The following is a 19715-nucleotide window of genomic DNA, read 5'->3' on the forward strand; positions in this document are numbered from 1 at the left end:
GAGGTGCTCACACTACTTGAGGTGCTATCATGCTAATCAACGGTCGGTAGTAAACAAGCTGGGGGGTGCTGGTAAGGCTGGTTGAAAATCCCTGCTCGTTTTACTCATCCGACCCCGTGCAGTTAAAGCGCCTGCTAGCTGATAGCTAATAGCATGAGGCTGAATGCTTACGATGCTTCGTTTGGTATAACACCTGCATGAGATATCATCTCAAGAACACTGGACTGACGGTAAGACTTTGGGATAGGTCGCATCATGTCTTCGGGTAACTCCACCAAATTGGGTAGATCATCCACAAAAATTCCCCAAAGTTCGGAGTCCCTAGGACGAATAATCACTAAGAACCTTTGGTTAGGGCTTAGGTGAGGTAAACTACCATCACCCAACTGCTGATGTAAATCCCAAACCTTAATGCTATGCTTGCCTAGCTGAACTAATCCCATGGTTTTCATCTCCCTTTTGATTTCAGTGGTAAAATTCACCACTTTCAGGACATCCCTAATCCCAAGACATAGGGAATAGTCAGCAATCTGAAAAACCATGAACTTGTCTAGTTTTTTATCGTCGTCCATCGCCTTTATTTTATAGTGCTTATTGCTTAGTTATTCGTGCTGAATGCTGATTAAATTAAGGAAAAAATTTCGTTTAACAAATACGAAACTTTTTCGATTAGCAATGATAAATTAATAATTACAAATTACCAAATAATTCCCGAATATATAGCTTTTATCGCATTTATGAGGTACAGTATTGAGGCAGCGCATCCCGATTCCCGATTCCCGATTCCCGATTCCCGATTCCCGATTCCCGATTCCCGATTCCCGATTCCCGATTCCCGATTCCCTGTTCCCTGTTCCCTGTTCCCTGTTCCCTGTTCCCTGTTCCCTGTTCCCTAAAATCCCGAAATTGTGTACCTCATAGCTATGAGAATTGCTATAGCGTTGATAATACTTATGAGGTATAGTCTTTATTCCCCCTACTCCCCACTCCCCACTCCCCACTCCCTACTCCCTGATTAAGGGTTAAATGGGCTCAACAACATCGGTTACTGTTGTCAACAATTTGTGTTCCAAATAGGGCTTAGTGATATAAGCCTTGGCCCCTAACTGTGAAGCAATCAAGCGGTGTTTATCGTTACTGCGGGAGGTGAGGATAACGACAGGAATATCTACCAAAGCTGGGTCAAGCTGACAGTGTTTGAGAAACTCAAACCCATTCATGCGAGGCATCTCAATATCACAGATTACCAACTGTATATCTGTCTGATGCTGTAGTTGCTCAATGGCTTCATAACCATCCTGGGCTTGAAACACGTGATAGCCATTCTTGTCTAAGGTCATGGCTAGAGTGTGGCGCAGGGTGATGGAGTCATCTACCAGGAGTACCTTTGGCTTACGTCTGACCCAGAATGGTTCAACCATTGACACTCCCCGGTCGCTAAGGGCGCGGGGATTCTGCGGACAGGTTAGACTGAGGTAGCCCCCAAAGTCTAATCCTCGCTGCGGTCGTCAATGGCCGCCTACCCAGTCTGCCTAGATCCAGGTCTAGGTTTCTGGCTACTTTTCGCAGTATATTTGCACTGCCATTTAGGTCTGCGTTAACAATTGAATTATTTGCAGACCTGTATAAACCTCGTTTAATTCTTCGACCAGATGCTTTCCACTCAGCTGGCTTGTTACCAAAACTGGGTAGGGTGTCTCCATCTAGATACGAAGCTTTGCTGGTGTAAGCTTCTTCAGTTAAAACAAGCTTAATATTGTACAGATCGCAAAGCTGGGATAATCGATCTTTTAGTTTTCCCAAGGGTATTTGAACAAATTGCTGATTGTTCACTCGCCCCATTCTGGAGTTGGTTTTAAATCCCTCATTCCAGCCGAGGACGACTGTCTTGATTCCATTCTTTAAACAGTGATTAATAATTAATCGGGCAGCTTTATTGATTCCATCTCGAACGCGGTGATTGCGCTTCCTTGTCACCCTGTCAAGCCATTTGTCCCAGTATCCTTGCGGTTTCCCTTCTTTCCTTGTAGCTACCTGCTTGTTCCAATACTGATTATAGGACTTCATCGCACGGGAATCGATCAAGAACGAATTCCCTAAAGTGTCAACACAGGCGGCTAGATTACTAGAAGTTCCGAGGTCAATACTTAGTGCTTCGTTGGCTTCTTGATTTACTGGGATTTGACTTGGGATATCATAAGAGACCTCCAAGTAAAAAGCACCATTTTTTGGGAGTATAGTCCATTCCTTTATCTTCCTTCCTTCTAAGTTAGAAGGGAAAGGTAGAGAAAAGCTTTTTACTCCGAACCAGCGTCTTACCGTTAATCCCAAAGAAAATACTAACCTTCCATCTTTTATTTTTGGCTTTTGCCCTCCGGAGTTAGGGTAGGCGACCTTAAACAGTTTAGAGCCTTTTAGATATTTGGGAGGAGAAGGTTTGTCTGTTAATTGACCTTTAAACCATAAGTCTCTAAGTCCTTTATAGGATTTAAAAGCTTCAGTTACACTCAACAATGTTTGCTGAGCCGGAGTTGAAGGAAGAGACTTCGCTATTATTGACTTTCCTATACTCTTTTCATAGACCAAGTCAAATTTACCAGTCAAGAACTTGCCTGTCTTGAAAAATATTTGTCTAGAAAAGTAAACTCCCATATTGTACAATTTACCTGACTGTTGGCAAATGTAAGTCAGTATAGCTTCCGTTTCTTTGTCAGGGTGTAGCAATATCTGCTGTACTCCCATTTGCTTCTTTGTTTTAGCCATCCTCGACCCCTTGGCTGGCTTGTTGTTCTCTTATATTAGTCTACAATACAAGAAATGTCAATTCCGGATAAAAATGCGAAAATCTACTTTTGAGTACAGGCACTATAACCATGCTGTAGGTCTATGTGTAGTTCACTTAGTTTGGATACCAAAAAGACGAAAAAAAGTTTTAGTTGGAAAGATTAGAGACAGGATATACGAGATATTCTCAGTGATCGCCCAGGAGAAAGGGTGGAATATAAAAGCTCTTGAGGTAGCCCCCGATCATGTCCATCTTTTCGTTGAGATAAATCCCACTGATGCCATATGTCAGGTAGTCAGAGCTTTTAAAGGTCGGAGTGCTAACTATCTAAGAAAAGAGTTCCCTGAACTTAAAAGACTACCTTCTTTGTGGACTAATAGTTATTTTTTCTCTACAGCAGGAAAAGTCAGTACCGAAACGATTCAAAGATATATCACTGATCCTCACCATAGTTAACAGGTGGCGCTTTGCCACTGTGAGCATTCCTCCCCGGTCTAAAGACACGGGGTTTCCTGCTTGTTGGTTTTTTATGAAGGTGGAAGCTGCTTTTGCGAAAGGGTTTTTATCGGTTCGGTGGCTTCCTCATCGCTTTTGCTTTCAACCTTCAATGTGCTAACCTGTAACCTTTGACTGCCATCGGTCTGTTGGTCAGACAGGTACTGGATCAATTCAGTCCCATCCAGCACCAATGTCAACCGACCATCGGCCAGAATACTGCCCCCATTCACATAGGGGGGTGGCACAATCATTGTGCCCAAAGGACGAATCACCAACTCCTGGTCTCCAAGCAGTTGGTCTACCTCCAGACCGACAAGCTGATCCTGGTAATGGATCAGAATGATTGGTCTAATCGTCGGTTTAGGAACAACAGGCTGATGGGGATGGGTGACCGAGAATGGAGAAGCCACAGAGGAATAATCTAGGACTTGCCCAAGTTGGTAGACTTTAACCATTTGCTGATCACTGCCCTTTCCCAAGTGAAGGATTTTACCATCTTCCCAACTTCGGAGTTGGTGTTCCTCAGGAATAATAATTTGGGAGACTTGATCAGTTATCAAACCATAAACTTCGCTCCCAGCCTGACACAGGAGTAACTTATCTATGGTTAAACTCAGGGGAATTTGTAGTCTAAATCTGGTGCCTTGCTCCGGAGAAGAATCAACTATTACCGAACCCCTGAGAGCTTTGACCTGGTTTAGGACAACATCAAGACCAACACCTCGTCCAGAGAGGTTATTCACCCCAGAGACCGTGGAAAAGCCTGGTTCAAACAACAAATTCCTCAGCTGAGCCTCACTGAGACTATTACTCTGTTCAAAGTCTATCAGTTCACGTTCTACTGCTAGTTGGCGAATCCGTTCAAAATTCAACCCTGGCCCGTCATCAAACACTTCAATCACCAAATGTCTGCCCCGATGGCAAGCACTGATTTCAATTAATCCTGTTTCTGGTTTGCCCTGTTGTTGCCTGACAGCAGGAGTCTCAATGCCGTGGTCAAAAGCATTACGCACAAGATGCAGCAGGGGGTCGTACAGCTTCTGGGCAACAACTTTATCCACTAAAACATCATGACCAGAAATTTTCAGCTCTACCAGCTTATGGTGGGAGGCGGACAACTGCTTGAGGACAGGGGGGAAACGGCTAAATACTTCCCCTAAAGGCAACATCCGGGCGTCCATCAAGACATCACGATGGTTGGTTAACAACCGACGTTGTTGTTCGAGAGTCTTACTCGATTGGGTGCTGAACAGCTCAATGTCTAGGGCAGCTTCTGTTAATTGTATAGCGTCTTCTACAACTGACTGAATCTCAAGCTCGGGTGTACTATAACGTTTTAGTTCCAGGTCATCGAAATAGTCGGTATGTTGTTCGCGTAGGGTGGCCAATAGGCCTTGGTTAGTAGGTTGAAAGTTGGTAGGTTGAAAGTTGCTATGTTGAAAGTTGCTATGTTGAAAGTTGGCAGGTTGAGAGCCTAGCGTGGCCAATAGGCCTTGGTTATTAAGTTGTTCGGCTTTGGCGTTCGAGTAGGGTAGGTTGGCAGCAGAATTGGGGTTGGTAGCTTTGTTTTTGTTTAAACCTTCAACATTAAACTTGCTAACCTGCAACGGTTTTTCTGTCCAAGGGTAGGAAGAAAAACGAAGATTGGGGTCGGTAGCAAAGTTTTTGTTTAAAGCTTCAAGGTTAAACTTGCTAAGCTGCAACCTTTTCCTAATCTGCTGTTGTTGCGTCAAAATAAACAGGCGGTCGTACCAATCTTGTACTTGCTCAAGCACTTGTTGATGTTGCTGGATACGATCAAGGAGTACTCGCACTGCCCGCAGCAGTTGTTCATTTTCGAGCAACTGGCGGTTTTGGTTGGTTAGTAATTCCCCAATGGTGTAATTCAGGTATTCTAGATGCTCAATATTTATCCGCACAGTACCAGATAGATCCCTAGATGATGGCGTGCTTGGATGTTGGTTGGAGGGAGTTATGGTCCGATGGGAAGAGTTTAGAGGGGAATTTCTAGTGTTGCCTATGGGGGGGATGATCTCGTCTGTAATAACTGAGGGATCTTGTCCTTGTTCTTTATTTTCATTATCTCCATCAATCATCCCCATGTTGTGAATAAAATTTTTTTCTGTGCCGACTTCTGGCTCAGGGGAAGCTATCTCTCTATCCCAGACATCTATATCTCGAAGGTCTGACCTCTGCAACTCTTTACTTTGATCAGAGGTTTGGTGATCTAGTGGGGTTGACCCTCCCCAGATCATCTCCACAAGGTGGGACTGTTTCCTTCTTTTAGATTCTGGATGAGTCACGGAAGAAGGAGAGGATTGGGGAGGGGGGGAAGAAGAGGAAGATGAAGAAGAAGAAGAAGATAATGTTGTTTGGTTATCTTGTATTTCGTTTTTTTTCGTCTTGTTTTTATTATATTCCTTCTCTTCTTTATGCTGTTTATGATAATAAATTATTTCTGCTTCTACAACAGGGGTGATAAATTCATAATTATGGGATAATTTACATTTACTGTTTCCCTCATAATTATTAACAAAATATTCTCCTTCTTCTACTCTGAACTCAACTGGATTAAGGTCTTGTTTTGGGTCACTATTACTCAACTTGGGATTGGGGAATGACTCGATGAATAAATCCAGGGAAGACCAATTATCTATCACAATGTATTGTGTATCAGCTTCTTTTTGTTCTTTTCCGTTGCGGAAGACAGAAGATTGATTGTGAATTGTCAATTGTGAATTTTGACTTGAACACTTCAGGTCAGCTAGTTGTTGCAGAGCCATAGAAGGTTGACCGCCTTGAGTCCTATCCCCTTCTAGCACCGCTGCTTGTGCGGCTTGGAAATCACACAAAGCCGTCTTGGCAATGGTGAGCACCTGATCGGGATGGTTGTCTAGGGCTGCGATCGCATTTTTGGCAATAGCGGCAAATCCTGGTAAATCAATGGATTGCCCTAACCCCAAGAAAACCTCTGCTTGGTGGCGAACTGTGATGCTGATTTCAGTGGGATTATCACTATTTAGGGCAGCTTGGATTACGTCTAACCCTTGACTAACCCCCACTTCAAAAATGGACTGGGTGACGTCGAAGCCCAATTCTACTGAGGTGGGCAGATAGGATTCGAGATCAAAACAGTCCCCCAGCTTCTCTTGGAGTTGGGCAACAACAGCAGCAGTTCGATTCTTGACTTCGGTGTCATCGATTTGCCGGCCTGTGAGTTCAGCGGTTAGAGGTAGGCGGAGACACTCATAAGCTTGAAACAGTAAGGCTTCAATGTCTGGATCAATGGACAAGTCTGGGTTAAACAGAGCTTTGAAAACATCCTCCAAGGAGTGAGCTACCGTGGCAATTGTTTCCAAGCCAATGCTAGCTGCTGCGCCTTTGAGGGTATGGGTAGTGCGCATCAAGTTGTTGACTTTATTGATGCTATAGTTTTCTGGCAAACTCAGCAAATCGTTTTCCAAGACTTGCAGCAGTTCCGGTGCTTCTTGGAGAAAGTAGCGATAGCTTTGCTCACGAATTTTCGGGTCATTAGTCATTAGAGCAATTGTCAATTGGGTGAGGTATTTTATTCTTAGGGAGTAGGGAGTAGGGAGTAGGGAGTAGGGAGTAGGGAGTAGGGAGTAGGGAATCGGGAGTCGGGAGTCGGGAGTCGGGAATCGGGAATCGGGAGTCGGGAGTCGGGAGTCGGGAGTCGGGAATCGGGATAAAATAAAAAAATTTATCTCTACCTGATTATTCTAAAAAATGATAGTCTTATTAGTTTTTATACAAAGTTAATAAATTAGGTATTGTATTAAACAAAAACATGCTATTATTAATTACTAATACCTTGAAAAGGTATATAGTCAATAAAATCAAAAAGAGATATACCAGTCCCTTTTTGGCTTTTGGCTTTTGGCTTTTGCCTTTTGGCTTTTGCCTTTTGCCTTTTGCCTTTTGCTAAAACCCATTTAAAATGAATTTTAGCAATGGCTTTTGACTACTCAACCTTGAACTGGTCAGCACTGGCTTGAAGATTCTTTGCCATGGCTAGGAGTTCTTGGAAAGACTTAGAAATTTCCATGGCATCGGAAGAGGTCTTGTTGGCAATTCCTGCAACTTCAGTCATGGTAGTGGTCACGGATTGGAACTCTTGGGTCTGTACCTGGGTGGCTTGGGTAATACCCTCTACCAGCTGGCTGATTTGGCTGGTGGCGTCAACAATAGCATTGAGAGTTAGACGGGTATCTTGTACCATGGCCGTTCCTTGGGCAACCTGTTGAATACCTTTATCCATGGCTGTAGACACCTCAGCGGTACTTTTCTGGATCTCCTGTACCAACTGCTCGATTTCAGTGGTGGCTTCCGCTGACTGACGGGCTAGAGAACGTACTTCATCGGCAACCACGACAAAACCCCGTCCATAGTCACCAGCCCTGGTGGCTTCAATGGCTGCATTCAAGGCTAGCAATTGGGTCTGATTCGTAAAGTTGCTAATCAGGTTGACCACCCTCGAAACCTTCTGGGACGATTCGCTGAGACGCTTAAGCCGTTTGCTGGTTTCTGCCACTGTCTCGCGGATTTCGAGAATTCCATCTACAGTACGGTTCATTGCTGCATCTCCTGCTTGGAGAGTTTGGTTAGCGGTTTGGACTGCCACTTCCACCTGTTGAGCACTCTGACCGACAGCTTCTGTAGAATTAACCATGGTCTGGATGTGCTCTAAGGCTTGACCAAGAGCCATAAATTGCTGCTGGGCTTGGGCTGTGAGCAAAGCAATGTTTGATTCCCTGTCAACAGACGTTTGGGCAACTTTCCTGGAGGCTTGTTGCACTTGAGTCACGATCCGGCGCAGGCTTTGTAAAGTGTTGTTGTAGGCATCAGCAATGGTACCGACTTCATTGTTGGTGACCGGAGCTCGGACGGTGAGGTCTCCTTCTAGAGCTGGTCGCACGGCTGAGAGCAACTGCATTACCTCCCGCTGTACCGCTTCTTTATCGGCTTTCTCCCGTTGTGCTGAATTAGTGAGCTGCTGGGACTGGTCTTGGATTTGTGCGAGATACTCAGCCTGTTGCAGGGCTGCACCTACTTGCACCCCAATTTGAGCCAGGGCGTTGAGTTCAAACTCTTGCCAGTCACGAGCACCAGTATTTTGGTAGGTACCCAGTAAACCCCATAAGGTTCCTTCAATAAAAATCGGTGCCAGCATATAAGCCTTAACCTCATATTCCTCTAAGGTTTCCAGATAATCGTCAGAATAACCAAAGGTGTAAATGTCATCAACTGCCACGCTTTTACGATTGCGATACTGACCTTCCTGGGTGTCTTGTAGATAAGTATCGGGCCAGAAGGCTTGCATATTGGCTCCCACCCATGGCAACCAACCGGTGGCAATTGCCTCAGCTACAAACTGACCAGTCCAATCTCGATTGAATTGATAGAGGGCGACGCGATCGCATTTGAGTAGCTGCCGGACGTCTTGGGTAGTAATACGATAGATGGTATTTGCATCCCGAGAGTGAAATAGCTTACCGACTATTTTGGTTACCCCCTGAGCGATTTGAGCCGCTTTGGTGAGTTGGGTAGATTGGGCTCGCACCTGATCTAGGTAATGGGATCGCTGCAAGGCTAATCCCAGGGAATTACTAATCTGGAGCATGAGGGTAACATCAGTATCTTGCCACTGACGGGGTCCGGTATTTTGGTAAGCGCCTAGTAGCCCCCAGAGCTTTTCACCTTGAAAAATCGGCATAATCAGATATGCCTTGGTTTGGAATTTTTCCAGAGTGTTGATGTAGCAGGGAGCGAAACCCATGGTGTAGATGTCATCAACCTTCTTGAAGTGGTCACCTCGGGCGAAGTCTCCACCCTTGGTGTCTTGCAAGTAGGTATCAATATGATTACGAGAATAAACACTCATGGCTGTAACAGTGCAGCGCTCAGAAGCGATTAGATCCACCTTCAAGCGGTCGTCTGTTTCTTGTTCAGTGATCAAAGAAAGCCAGCCAGGGGCAACGGATTCAGCCACAAATTGACCAGTCCAGTCGGAGTTAAAGCGATAGATCACTACCCGGTCAGCTCCCAACACTTGCTGTAACTCTTTGGTGATTCTATCGAAGATACTGTAAACATCTAGAGACTGGGACAAATTGTTGCTAAGGCTTGCTACTACTCGCTCCCGTACAGCAGCTTGGGCAAGCTGGTGGGATTTGGTCTCCACTTGATCGAGGTAGCTCAATTGCTGTAGGGCTACCCCAAAGTGCAGGGCAATCTGCTTGGCAAAATCAATCTCATACTCCTGCCATTGACGGGGCTTACTGCATTGGTGAATGCACAACAATCCCCACAACTGAAGTCCTTGAAGTAGGGGGACAACCAGATTAGCCCGGACTTGGAACTGAGCCAGCAGCTCAATATGGCAATCACTCAGTCCCCCATTGTAGACATCAGCAACCGCTTGCACTCGTCCTTGGGTGTAGTGAGGGGCATACTGTTCACCAAAGCAGTGGTCGTTAACTTTGATTCCTAGCATGGCATCGTAGCCTGATGCCACATCCTCAGATACCAATTCCCCATCATCAAAGCCAGAGTTAGGGTAAAACTTAAATACACCCACCCGGTCAACCTGAAGAAGCTTACGAATTTCGATAGCAGTTGTCTTGAAAATGGTATCAAGGTTTCGAGACTGACCGATCTTGTTGATGATTCTAACTACCCCTCGCTCGATCCGTGCGGTTTTAGCGACCTGGGTGGATTTCGCCTCTACTTGCGCCAGGTACTCTGTTTGTTGTAGGGCAACTTCAAAGTGTAGGGCAATCTGCTTGACAAAATCAATCTCATACTCCTGCCATTGACGGGGCTTACTGCATTGGTGAATGCACAACAATCCCCACAGTTCAGTGCCTTTACACAATGGCACCACCAGGTTAGCCCGGACTTGAAACTGAGCTAGTAGCTCAATGTAGCAATCACTGAGATCCCCATTGTAGATATCAGCAACTGTGTGTACTTGCCCTTCGACATAGTGGGCGGAATACTCTTCACTAAAGCAATGGTCGTGAATCTTCTTACCCAGGATGGCATCGTACTCATTGGCCACATCTTCAGAGACCAACTCTCCATCGTTATAGCCAGACTCAGGGTCAAACCGAAACAGACCCACCCGGTCAGCCATCAGGAGCTTACGGATTTCTATGGTTGTGGTCTTGAAAATGGTATCCAGTTGCCGAGATTGCCGGATCTTGTTGATGACTCTGACTGCTGATTTTTCTAGGTCTGAAGCCTTTAACAGTTGGCTGGATTTTGCGCGCAGTTGATCAATATACTCCGTTTGCTGGAGGCCAACCCCAAATTGTCGGCCGATCTGAGCCAGTATACCCACCTCCATTTTCTGCCAGTGACGAGGGCCATTGTTCTGGTAAGCTGCCAGTAAACCCCACAAGATTTCCCCTTGCAGAATCGGTACAATCACATAAGCTTTAGCCTGAAATTGCTCCAACAGGTCAATATGACACTGATCGTAATTAACGTTGTAAATGTCATCAACGGCTAAGGTTTCATTGTGGCGATACCGACCGCCTTGGGTGTTTTCCAAATAGGTATCGCGCCAGACTTTTTTAATACTCGGTCCAACTAACGGTATCCAACCGTGTGCCACATCCTCAGCCACAAACTCACCACTCCAATCTCGATTGAAGCGATAGACAGCAACGCGATCGCACTTGAGCTGCTGCCGGATTTCTTTAGTAGCGGTCTGAAAAACACTGTTGATGTCGGAACTTTTAAGTATCTTATCAAGCAAGCGATTGGCTATTTTTTCCCCCTTAACCGCAATATCCAGTTGCTCCGATTTCTCCTGTAGCTGGGCTGCCATGTCCAATTGCTTGAGAACATTACTGAGACGGTCACTCAGTAGTGACAGCAGCATGACGTCACTATCTTGCCAACGCCGAGGGCGAGAGTTCTGGTAAACGGCGAATAAGCCCCAGAGGTATTCACCATCAAAGATTGGGGCTATAATATAAGCCTTGGTCTGGTATTTTTCTAAGGTTTCAATGTAGCATTCAGAAAAACCAGCGGCATAGATGTCGTCAACTCGCTGTACCTGATGACGTTTGAAATAGCCGCCCCCTTGTGTCTGCTTTAAATAGGTATCGGTAGTAGGGCTGGCCACAGATCCGATTTGCTTGACCGTACAGCGCTGAGAGGAGAATATATCGGCTGATGTCAGGTTAGGATTTTGCTTTTGGTCTTCGAGCAGCCTCACCCAACCCTCTGCAACTGACTCAGCCACAAATTCACCACTCCAGTCTCGATTGAAGCGATAAACCACTACCCGATCCGCCTTCAAAAACAGGCGTAGTTCTTCACAAATGTTGCCCAGGGCAATCTCCGGTACATTTGACGGTGGAATTGTGGCCAAGATTTGAGCCAAGACCTTTTCTTGCTTCACCTGCTCTCGCCGTCGGGTAAAAGATTCCACTGGCTGTAGACTTAGCCTCAGTTCAGTAACAACTTGGTAAAGCAGACTAATGTCAGCTTCCTGCCATTCCCGGGAACCAGAACATTGCTGCACCACTAGTAAGCCCCACAATTGCCCCTCGAGCAAAATTGGTAGACTTAGGCTGGCTTTGATCTGGAATCGTTCTAGCAGTTGAAGTTGAAACGGAGTCAGAGCCCGGTCATTAATATCATTAAGGGCTACAACTTCCTGTTGCTCGTAGGCTGAGCGATTCAATGCCCCAAATGCAATCACCGGCAGGCACTCCTCCTGGCTGGGAGTATAACCACCCACCATGGACTCAACTAGCACCGTACCCCGATTCTCGGACTGGAAGCGAAAAATCAAGGCTCGGTCTACTCGTAAACGTTGACTAACCTCAGTCACGGTGGTTCTCAACAGGGCATCACTAGTTTCTGCTTTGCGCATTTGGGTGGCCAGGTGGAATAACCACTGCCGCTCACCCTTGCAGTGTTCCTCAATATCGACGGCTAGGTGGAGCTTCAACCCGGTAGGTGTCCCTTTGCCATTACCATTACTCGATGATTGATTGAGTTGGGACGAAGATGTGAGTATTTCCTTAGATTGATCAAGTGTTGACATAGTTATAGTTTCGCTTTTTTCAACATCTGATAATGGTAAAATTGCCGACCATGATGGCATTTCAGAGGCAATCGAGTCGGTAGTAACCCTGCCAATAGACTGTTCAATGGGCAGAGTTAGTGACGAGCTTGTCAACCAGTCATAATTGGTTTGATGGCATTGATTTGGTCGAAAAACCTCAAGACTGCCCTTCTTGATCTGTCTGCCATAGGGGAAACTGAGTAATAGCCTTGACATCCAAGACTGTACTGCCATCCCCAGGCAGGTACCCCAGCAGAAAAGGCAGTAGCGATTGAGGAAATAAGCCAGGAGATGCTGGCTGGAGTTGCTCCAATTCATGTAACTCAATCTCATTGACTTGGGACACCACCAGACCCACAGACTGGTCATTGGCCTGAACTACGATTGCCACAGGAGATACCGAAACTTGCCCAAGCTCAGACAGAGGTGGATAGCCAACCAGCTGCTTTAGGTCTACCAACCAGAGCATTTCTGAACGCCAATTACCAATTCCCAAAATACAACTGGGCATTTCCGGCACCAGCAGAACCTCCGGCACATTCACCCTGATAATTTCGGTAATCTGCTCTAGGGGCAACAGAATACTATCCTCAAAGCCAAGAGGAAAACGCAGCAACCGCACTCGGGTTTCTGGGGTTAGTGGATCTAAGTTTAGTAGGTCAAGATTTGTTTGTGTTACCACTGGGTCAAGGGAGTTCAACATTACCTAATACCTAATACCTAATACCTAATACCTAATGCGTAATACCTAACAATTGCTGAATTGTTTGTTTTAGTTTTTGCTGGTTTATCGGTTTAGGTAAATAGGCATCAGCTCCCAGCATCGAACCCCAGAGTTTGTCGGCATCAGTTCCTTTAGTTGAGCAAATCACCACTGGGATGGTTTCGGTGTTGGAATTAGTCTTGAGTTCCCGGCACAGTTCAAACCCGCTTTGTCCTGGCAAAATCACATCGAGAATCACCACATCTGGTTTCTGGGACTGAAGTTTAATCTGGGCATCCTCACTACTTGTGACACTAACTACCTTGAGACCAGCTTGTCTGAGGTAACCACTTACCATCTCATTTTCTGTCAAGCTATCTTCAACCAAAAGGACTGTCGTCATAAAATTTGCTTACTATAAAAGTAGTCATAATGTTAATTTAAGTTGGGTAATTTAAACTTGTCAAGTATAACTAATCCAGTTTAACTTTTAGATTTTAAATTAACAAATAACCAAGATTAAAAAGTAGTCAAATATAGCATTTATACATTCGCTTAGGTACTTTCGTCCTGGCAGAGAGCAGGGACTTTGGAACAGGGAACAGGAACCCGCCCCTAAACCCTCCCAGGAAGGGAAGAGAGGGAAGTCGGACGTGGAAAAAAATTATGTGTATTACTATGAGAACCGCTATAAGTTAAGTCTTAAACTAACTATTCAACCGGACAGGATATTACGACTAACCCCAAGATGGCTCTGTAGAATTGTCAATACCTTTGACCGAGTAATAGGCTTTGCTAAAAAGTCCGTAGAACCGACCATCTTTGCCCGCACTCGGTCTACAATTCCGTCATTACTGGTGACCATAATCACTGGGGTGTCTTGAAACACTGAAACCCGACGAATTTGTGCACAAATTTCATACCCATTTAAAACCGGCATCACCAAATCCAAGAAGATCAGCTGTGGTTTGTGCTTTAGCAAGGTCGGCAAGGCTTTGATCGGGTCTCGAACATTGATAAATCGATAGCCAGCATTGGCAAGAATTTGACTCATGGTCAGCCGATCGATTTGGCTGTCTTCGATATAAACTACCAAGGGACTAGCTGGTAATGTCATTACTGGTCCTTTGGTTCCGGTAGTTTCTGGCTGAGGATTAGTGGCTTGATTAAAGTGAGTATCACAGCGGAAGTCTCCAACACAGATCAAACCCATCACCTGTACTCGGATATAGGGCATGATTGATTGGGTCACAGCCAAAAGATTCTGTTTGACGCTCACAGCTAAATCCCTTAAAGTGCGATCGCCATCCACTAAGGTAGTTAGGTTGTGGTAGGCCAGTAATGAAGTCTGCTGTCGCAATTTGTCAGCATCCCAGATCACCGGAGCCAAAGAAGGGGAAATATTTACCAAACCAGCCTGTTGCCAAGGCTCCCAAGCCTGCCAAGCCTGTTGCCAAATTTGATCAGCTCGAATTACTACCAACCTTGAATCAAACCTTGAATCAAACCTTGAATCAAACCTTGAATCAAACCTTGAATCAATAGTCTCTTGAGGAATCTGCCTGTAAGTTAGTTGCTCTGATGAACCACAGCGGAGTTGTTCCTGCCGTTGGATGATATCGAAGAGTATTTCCGTACAGTTGTCAGCAACAACCGACCGCATCTGTCTCAGTGGTATTTTCCCCTGTCTGACTAGTTCTGCTAGAGATGGGTAATCCCAATACACCGGCTGAGCCGAGGACCCCTGACACACAGGAAATGCTGATAGTTCTGGGCAGTGTACAGACAACTGCCGACACCAACGGCGAATCGGATGCATCTTACTAGCACCCCCAGTCAAACGACCCAAGTGGAAAGAAAGACTCCACTGCTGATCGTGGGGATCTTCAATCTCTAACCGACCAGTCAATTGCTCCGTTGCGCAAGCTTGAATCTGTTGCGCCAGTTTGTCGGTGGTCAATACTTTGTGAGTCGTCATTGGTGTCTGTATGAATAGATAGCAATCCCACTAATTAGTAACTAACTAACAATTAACAACAATAAATACTTAACAAGTAACAATCCTAGTTTGCTAGCGCCTCGGTTAGCAATACTTTTGTCAAGTACCCGTGTTTTCCCTAATACCTAGATACCTAGATAGCGAGATACCTAGATACCTAATAGCTATAATTGTTAATCCTGATATTGTGTATAGTTTTCAGAACTTACGCCAGTTGTATATTTGTTACAAATTATAGGGTTTTTTACCCAGTTTTGCGTAAGTTATGGTTTTGGTGAAATGCACCAAACTGGTAATTTTAACAGACACGTCAAGCCAGGGTTGTAGAGATGCACCATGATCGAGTTTCACTAACCATCAGCAAAACTCGGTTAGTCGAACTGAAGGTAAATTAGTACCTGAATTTGCTTAACTTTACCTTAATTAAGAAGGGTAATTTAACTAAAATTACCCGAAACTTAACGAAATTTTTGCTGCCTTAATTATAACTCTATATTAGCATTAAAATTCGGCTAATTATTAAAATACGCTAATTGTCGTAGTATATAGGGTTTTTAAATAGGTTGTAAACAGACTTCTTGCAAAAAAAGCATGCAGGCAAGAGGCAAAAGGCAAAAGGGGCAAGAGATACGGAGTTTTATTGTCCAATCAAAAAAGACCATTAAGGTTTACATCTCAAATACAAACGCTATACTTTTATAACATGCAAATGTGGCATATCTCGGTAACATCAGCCAAAAAATCCAGCTAACTTGATTAATCTTTTAAAAAAGGATTATAAGCATTCAGCTAATGCACTAAGCGCACGCTACTTGAGGTGCCATTGGCCTATGGTCACCCTACACCGAACAGCTTTTGAATAAAATAAGCTGACCACTGACCGCTGAGTTCTGAATGCTTACAAATGATTATTAATTTTAAAAAGAATTAACTACGAAATAATCGTGTGTACTGAGTTTCGTGAGCCATACTTGCTAAGGCTAATCCCCAACCACAACTACTTAATTTTTCATCCGTCAAAGTTAAAACATCTTGGGTGCTCAGAGTAAGTCTATGGTTGAGTCCTAGCAGTAGCTGTTGACCAACGGTTTGACCAAGGGGAATCAATTTGACGCCAGCACCGATCACATTAGATGCCCAGCTATGTAAGTAACCTAAGACTGTGGCTGTAATGTCAATCTGCCAGTTAGCAGCCCCAATCCCAAACGCGATCGCATAATTACAGGGTTTACCCACAGCTGATGCTACATCTTGTAGAGAAATGACATTTTGTTCAGAGGTTAGATCGGTCGTCTCGACAATGGTTTCACTGGGTGGGTGCAAATCCAGCAGTAACCGCATCAACGAGTTACCCATCTGCCAACTTTGCGATCGCAATTCAGAAGTTTCCTTAGCAGCACTTACCCAAGCATTCCAGTAGTTCAAACCCTCTAAATCCCCTTTGCCATAATTTTCGTAAGCTCGCACCATAACATAAGCTTCTAATCGAATGGCTCCATAGCACAGTTGATGCTCTAGCCACTGGTGCAGAGTAGTCTGGTTGTGAATCACACCAATATCAACTAACGTTTCCAAACCCTCAGAATAGCCGTAAGCACCCACTGGTAGTACGGGACTAGCCAGTTGCAAAAGATTCAACAAAGAATTAGGGACTAGGGGATCTAAATGCATTCTTGCTTGTTGCTCATTGTCCTATTGCACTGTCTGTAGATCATATAGTGCTACGGGCAATGGCATTGGCAAGAGGCAAAAGGCAAAAGTTCACTACAACAGCTTTTGCTACTTGTATTAATATCAAACACCTTAAATCGGTTAAACCATCCTTTGCTCCTCTAGCAGTTAGGACTTACCCACCTAACTATACATATAGTGTCTAAACTTATATAAAAACCATACATATATGGTTTTTGGCGGCTATCCACATAAGTCCTAAAAATTTCCAAAAAAAGTTTGCCCAAACCCTTGACACCGCTTGTAGTATTTTTGTAGTATATAAACATAGCGGACAGGAAAGAGTCAAAAAGCTCGAATCCCAAAGCTTACACGGAACCTTGACAACTAAATATGTAACATACCTTTTGATTCATGTTTGGATATAACTGTGTTTGCTCATCACGTGGGGATGGACCCAAGGGTTGATTCCCCACAGAGTAAACCCAGAGATTTATCTAAAAGATTGATCTAAACTCCAACGGATAAACTGCTCAAGTCCTGGGGCTGTAGCTCAGATGGTCAGAGCGCCTGTCTGTCGAACAGGAAGTCGCGGGTTCGATTCCCGTCAGCCTCGCTCTTTGCAGTCGCTTTTATCGGTTGCAGGTGCAAATCCTGCTCCAATCAGTGACTCCAATCAGTGACCTAGCAGCGTAGCTCAACGGTAGAGCACCTGGCTCATAACCAGGAGAGTGCGGGTTCGAGTCCCGCCGCTGCGACCACATACGGAGATGGTGTAACTGGCAACATGACGGTCTCCAAAACCGTTGATCTGAGTTCAAATCTCAGTCTCCGCGCTCCCGTGCCGTAGGCAAATTTGGTTAAGCCGCGTGCCTTTCAAGCAGGTGATTGCGGGTTCGAACCCCGTCGGCACGATCAATGCCCTGTAGCTCAGTTGGAAGAGCAGCGAGCTGTTAACTCGATGGTCGCGGGTTCCATCCCTGCCAGGGCAGTCAGGAGCGGTTTCATTTTTCTCCTTTGTATCCCCCGGTAGCTCAGTTGGGTAGAGCGCTCGCCTGAAAAGCGAGAGGTCGTCGGTTCGATGCCGACCTTGGGGGACTGTCACTTGCTATTGCAAGTGCTAAATGCCGGATGGACGATTGGCAAGTCGCCGTGACTCTGAATCACGGAGAGGTTGGTTCGAGTCCAACTCCGGCATTCTATTGTTGAAGGTTAAGGGGTTGAAAGTTAAGGGGTTGAAGGTTAAGGGGTTGAAAGTTAAGGGGTTGAAGGTTAACTGGTTGAAGGTTAAGCAGTTGAAGGTTAACCGGTTGTAAGCTTCAACCAAAGCACCTTCAACCTTCAACCAAAGCACCTTCAACCTTCAACCAAACCACCTTCAACCTTCAACCAAACCACCTTCAACCTTCAACCAAACCACCTTCAACCAAACCACCTTCAACCAAACCACCTTCAACCCAAATAACTTTTAATAGCAACTTGGTATCAAATTATGCTCCTGTAGCTCAATTGGCAGAGGCGACCTTGAACTCTCCCTGGTTTGAAAACACAGGGATTCTAAGCTGATTTCACTTCGCGGGTTAAAACCGCGCTCCGTGAAGTTGCTTCACGATACGATTTAGATAAAGAGTCTAATCTGTATCGTTGTGGCAGGTTCAAAACTGCTCTACAGACCTCGGCTAGGGGAAACCCTAGCTGTGTCTCTACTTTTCTGAGGATGTTACCAGCCCCATTGCAATCGGCGTTAATCAAATTACCTTTACTTGACAGATATTGTCCACGCTTTACTCTTTTTCCAGATGGTTCCCACCCCTGCGCTTTGGCGCACGCTACGCGAACAGGTTTCGCGCCGAGCACAGGTAGGAAGTCTTGATCTAAAAAACTAGCCTTACTGGTGTAACTCTCTTCGGTCTCAACAAATTTAATGCCGTATTCAATGCATAGTTGCTCGATTCGATTTTTTAATTTAGCAGTAGGGATTTGTACAAACTGCTGATTGTTCTTTTTTCCGATATTAATGCCGTCTTTGTTCCGTTTATTCCAGCCGAAAACGACTGTGCTGATTTGATTTCTTATACACCAGTTAACAACAAATCTAGCCGCCTTATTTACATTGTCGCGCATCTGCCTGTTACGCTTTTCGGTTAGAGAGGCTAATTGGTTATCCCAATAGTCCTGAGTTTTTCCTTTCTTTATCGCAGCAACACGCTTGTTGTACCACTGATTCTGCGATTTGACTTTTCTGCCGTCTATTATAAAAGATTTTCTCGTATTAGAGACACAAGTCAGCCAGTTATTAAGACCTGGGTCTATTCCTAAAACCTTATCCGATGGCGCTACTTGATCAGGGTTCGGTCTTTCGTATACAAATTCCAGATAGAAACAACCGTTTCTGGGGACAAATCGATATTCCTTAATTGATTTGAAATCGATATTTGATGGCATTGGCAGCAGGAAGTGATCAACTCCAAACCAAGCTTTAACCTGCTTTCCTAAAGTGAACTTGAGTTGACCTTTTACCAGTTTTACCCAGCGAGCAGGATAACTGACTACAGCTAATCCTCCTTTCTTGCGGTACTTTGGAATTCTAGGCTTATCAGTTAATTGTCCCTTAGTGTATAAATTTTTGAGAGCCTTATAAGATTTAAAAGACTCAACTACTGAGTGTAGTGTCTGTTGAGCGCAAGCGGATCTTAATGCTTTGAAGTGGACATTGGTTTTCATTATTTTGTCCAGTTCCGCATTGTTCAGATACTTACCGGCCTTGAACAGCATTTGACGACAATAATAGAGGCCGCAATTAGTTAGCTTGTTAGCCTCCGAGCAGATGAACTCTATAACTGCTTTGTTCTCAGGCGTCGTAGTTATCAGATGTTGCTGGCAACCGTACATTTTGCATCGACCTTTTGCTGCGTTAACTTAATTGTATACCGCAATAAATGAGGGGTCAAGT

The 19715-nt window shown here is 44.8% G+C and carries 12 protein-coding genes and 7 tRNA genes; 9 read left to right on the top strand and 10 right to left on the bottom strand.

Going from position 1 to position 19715, the window contains the following annotated elements; translation table 11 throughout:
* Positions 1 to 167: 167 nt before the first annotated feature.
* Positions 168 to 572: a chemotaxis protein CheW gene (locus tag BJP34_RS11895; RefSeq protein WP_070392537.1), complete on the bottom strand. Its 405-nt coding sequence runs from the start codon at positions 570 to 572 to the stop codon at positions 168 to 170.
* 178 nt (positions 573 to 750) lie between these two features.
* On the opposite strand from BJP34_RS11895, the gene BJP34_RS43010 reads away from it, so the two are divergent.
* Complete coding sequence (locus BJP34_RS43010; protein ID WP_158517148.1) at positions 751 to 921, top strand: hypothetical protein; 171 nt, start codon at positions 751 to 753, stop codon at positions 919 to 921.
* 101 nt (positions 922 to 1022) lie between these two features.
* On the opposite strand, the gene BJP34_RS11900 is transcribed toward BJP34_RS43010, so the two are convergent.
* Both BJP34_RS11900 and BJP34_RS11905 read right to left on the bottom strand, forming a co-directional pair.
* Entirely contained in the window at positions 1023 to 1421 is a 399-nt protein-coding gene (locus BJP34_RS11900) for a response regulator (RefSeq protein ID WP_070392538.1), read from the bottom strand.
* A 16-nt stretch (positions 1422 to 1437) separates the two neighbouring features.
* Positions 1438 to 2763 carry an RNA-guided endonuclease InsQ/TnpB family protein gene (locus BJP34_RS11905; RefSeq protein WP_083305110.1) on the bottom strand — a complete coding sequence of 442 codons (1326 nt, stop codon included), beginning with the start codon at positions 2761 to 2763 and terminating at the stop codon, positions 1438 to 1440.
* Positions 2764 to 2836: 73 nt separating this feature from the next.
* On the opposite strand from BJP34_RS11905, the gene tnpA reads away from it, so the two are divergent.
* Positions 2837 to 3241, top strand: a complete 405-nt coding sequence (tnpA, locus tag BJP34_RS11910) for an IS200/IS605 family transposase (protein WP_070392539.1) — start codon at positions 2837 to 2839, stop codon at positions 3239 to 3241.
* Positions 3242 to 3312: 71 nt separating this feature from the next.
* On the opposite strand, the gene BJP34_RS11915 is transcribed toward tnpA, so the two are convergent.
* From BJP34_RS11915 to BJP34_RS11940, 6 genes are all read right to left on the bottom strand, one after another.
* Positions 3313 to 6837: a chemotaxis protein CheA gene (locus BJP34_RS11915; protein ID WP_324611050.1), complete on the bottom strand. Its 3525-nt coding sequence runs from the start codon at positions 6835 to 6837 to the stop codon at positions 3313 to 3315.
* A 428-nt stretch (positions 6838 to 7265) separates the two neighbouring features.
* The gene (locus BJP34_RS11920; RefSeq protein WP_229424326.1) at positions 7266 to 12605 is read right to left on the bottom strand and encodes a GAF domain-containing protein; all 5340 of its coding nucleotides are present in this window, start codon (positions 12603 to 12605) and stop codon (positions 7266 to 7268) included.
* Complete coding sequence (locus BJP34_RS11925; protein WP_070392540.1) at positions 12547 to 13092, bottom strand: chemotaxis protein CheW; 546 nt, start codon at positions 13090 to 13092, stop codon at positions 12547 to 12549. Before BJP34_RS11925 ends, BJP34_RS11920 begins: the two co-directional genes overlap by 59 nt.
* Before the next feature lie 31 nt (positions 13093 to 13123).
* Positions 13124 to 13495: a response regulator transcription factor gene (locus BJP34_RS11930; protein WP_070392541.1), complete on the bottom strand. Its 372-nt coding sequence runs from the start codon at positions 13493 to 13495 to the stop codon at positions 13124 to 13126.
* Positions 13496 to 13807: 312 nt separating this feature from the next.
* Positions 13808 to 15070, bottom strand: coding sequence for a response regulator (locus BJP34_RS11935; protein WP_070392542.1), 1263 nt, complete (start codon positions 15068 to 15070; stop codon positions 13808 to 13810).
* 948 nt (positions 15071 to 16018) lie between these two features.
* Positions 16019 to 16762: an urease accessory protein UreF gene (locus tag BJP34_RS11940; protein WP_070392543.1), complete on the bottom strand. Its 744-nt coding sequence runs from the start codon at positions 16760 to 16762 to the stop codon at positions 16019 to 16021.
* Between the two features lie 542 nt (positions 16763 to 17304).
* On the opposite strand from BJP34_RS11940, the gene BJP34_RS11945 reads away from it, so the two are divergent.
* From BJP34_RS11945 to BJP34_RS39440, 7 genes are all read left to right on the top strand, one after another.
* Positions 17305 to 17378, top strand: a tRNA-Asp gene (locus tag BJP34_RS11945).
* A 70-nt stretch (positions 17379 to 17448) separates the two neighbouring features.
* Positions 17449 to 17523, top strand: a tRNA-Met gene (locus tag BJP34_RS11950).
* Between the two features lie 4 nt (positions 17524 to 17527).
* Positions 17528 to 17598: transfer RNA gene (locus BJP34_RS11955), tRNA-Trp, on the top strand.
* Positions 17599 to 17602: 4 nt separating this feature from the next.
* Positions 17603 to 17677 (top strand) — tRNA-Glu (locus tag BJP34_RS11960).
* Positions 17678 to 17681: 4 nt separating this feature from the next.
* Positions 17682 to 17754: transfer RNA gene (locus BJP34_RS11965), tRNA-Asn, on the top strand.
* 31 nt (positions 17755 to 17785) lie between these two features.
* Positions 17786 to 17860 (top strand) — tRNA-Phe (locus BJP34_RS11970).
* Positions 17861 to 17887: 27 nt separating this feature from the next.
* Positions 17888 to 17960: transfer RNA gene (locus BJP34_RS39440), tRNA-Gln, on the top strand.
* 359 nt (positions 17961 to 18319) lie between these two features.
* Here the strand turns inward: BJP34_RS39440 and BJP34_RS11980 are convergent.
* Positions 18320 to 19654 (bottom strand): RNA-guided endonuclease InsQ/TnpB family protein, encoded by a 1335-nt coding sequence (locus tag BJP34_RS11980; protein ID WP_070392545.1) that lies wholly within the window; start codon positions 19652 to 19654, stop codon positions 18320 to 18322.
* Between the last annotated feature and the right edge of the window lie 61 nt (positions 19655 to 19715).

Source organism: Moorena producens PAL-8-15-08-1 (assembly GCF_001767235.1).
GTDB classification, from domain to species: domain Bacteria; phylum Cyanobacteriota; class Cyanobacteriia; order Cyanobacteriales; family Coleofasciculaceae; genus Moorena; species Moorena producens_A.

Coding starts and splice junctions, on each gene's coding strand:
- BJP34_RS11940 (WP_070392543.1), bottom strand. CDS start 16,762: ATGCATTTAGATCCCCTAGTCCCTAATTCTTTGTTGAATCTTTTGCAA.
- BJP34_RS11905 (WP_083305110.1), bottom strand. CDS start 2,763: ATGGCTAAAACAAAGAAGCAAATGGGAGTACAGCAGATATTGCTACAC.
- BJP34_RS11920 (WP_229424326.1), bottom strand. CDS start 12,605: ATGTCAAGGCTATTACTCAGTTTCCCCTATGGCAGACAGATCAAGAAG.
- BJP34_RS11930 (WP_070392541.1), bottom strand. CDS start 13,495: ATGACGACAGTCCTTTTGGTTGAAGATAGCTTGACAGAAAATGAGATG.
- BJP34_RS11925 (WP_070392540.1), bottom strand. CDS start 13,092: ATGTTGAACTCCCTTGACCCAGTGGTAACACAAACAAATCTTGACCTA.
- BJP34_RS11895 (WP_070392537.1), bottom strand. CDS start 572: ATGGACGACGATAAAAAACTAGACAAGTTCATGGTTTTTCAGATTGCT.
- BJP34_RS11980 (WP_070392545.1), bottom strand. CDS start 19,654: ATGTACGGTTGCCAGCAACATCTGATAACTACGACGCCTGAGAACAAA.
- BJP34_RS11900 (WP_070392538.1), bottom strand. CDS start 1,421: ATGGTTGAACCATTCTGGGTCAGACGTAAGCCAAAGGTACTCCTGGTA.
- BJP34_RS11935 (WP_070392542.1), bottom strand. CDS start 15,070: ATGACGACTCACAAAGTATTGACCACCGACAAACTGGCGCAACAGATT.
- tnpA (WP_070392539.1), top strand. CDS start 2,837: ATGCGAAAATCTACTTTTGAGTACAGGCACTATAACCATGCTGTAGGT.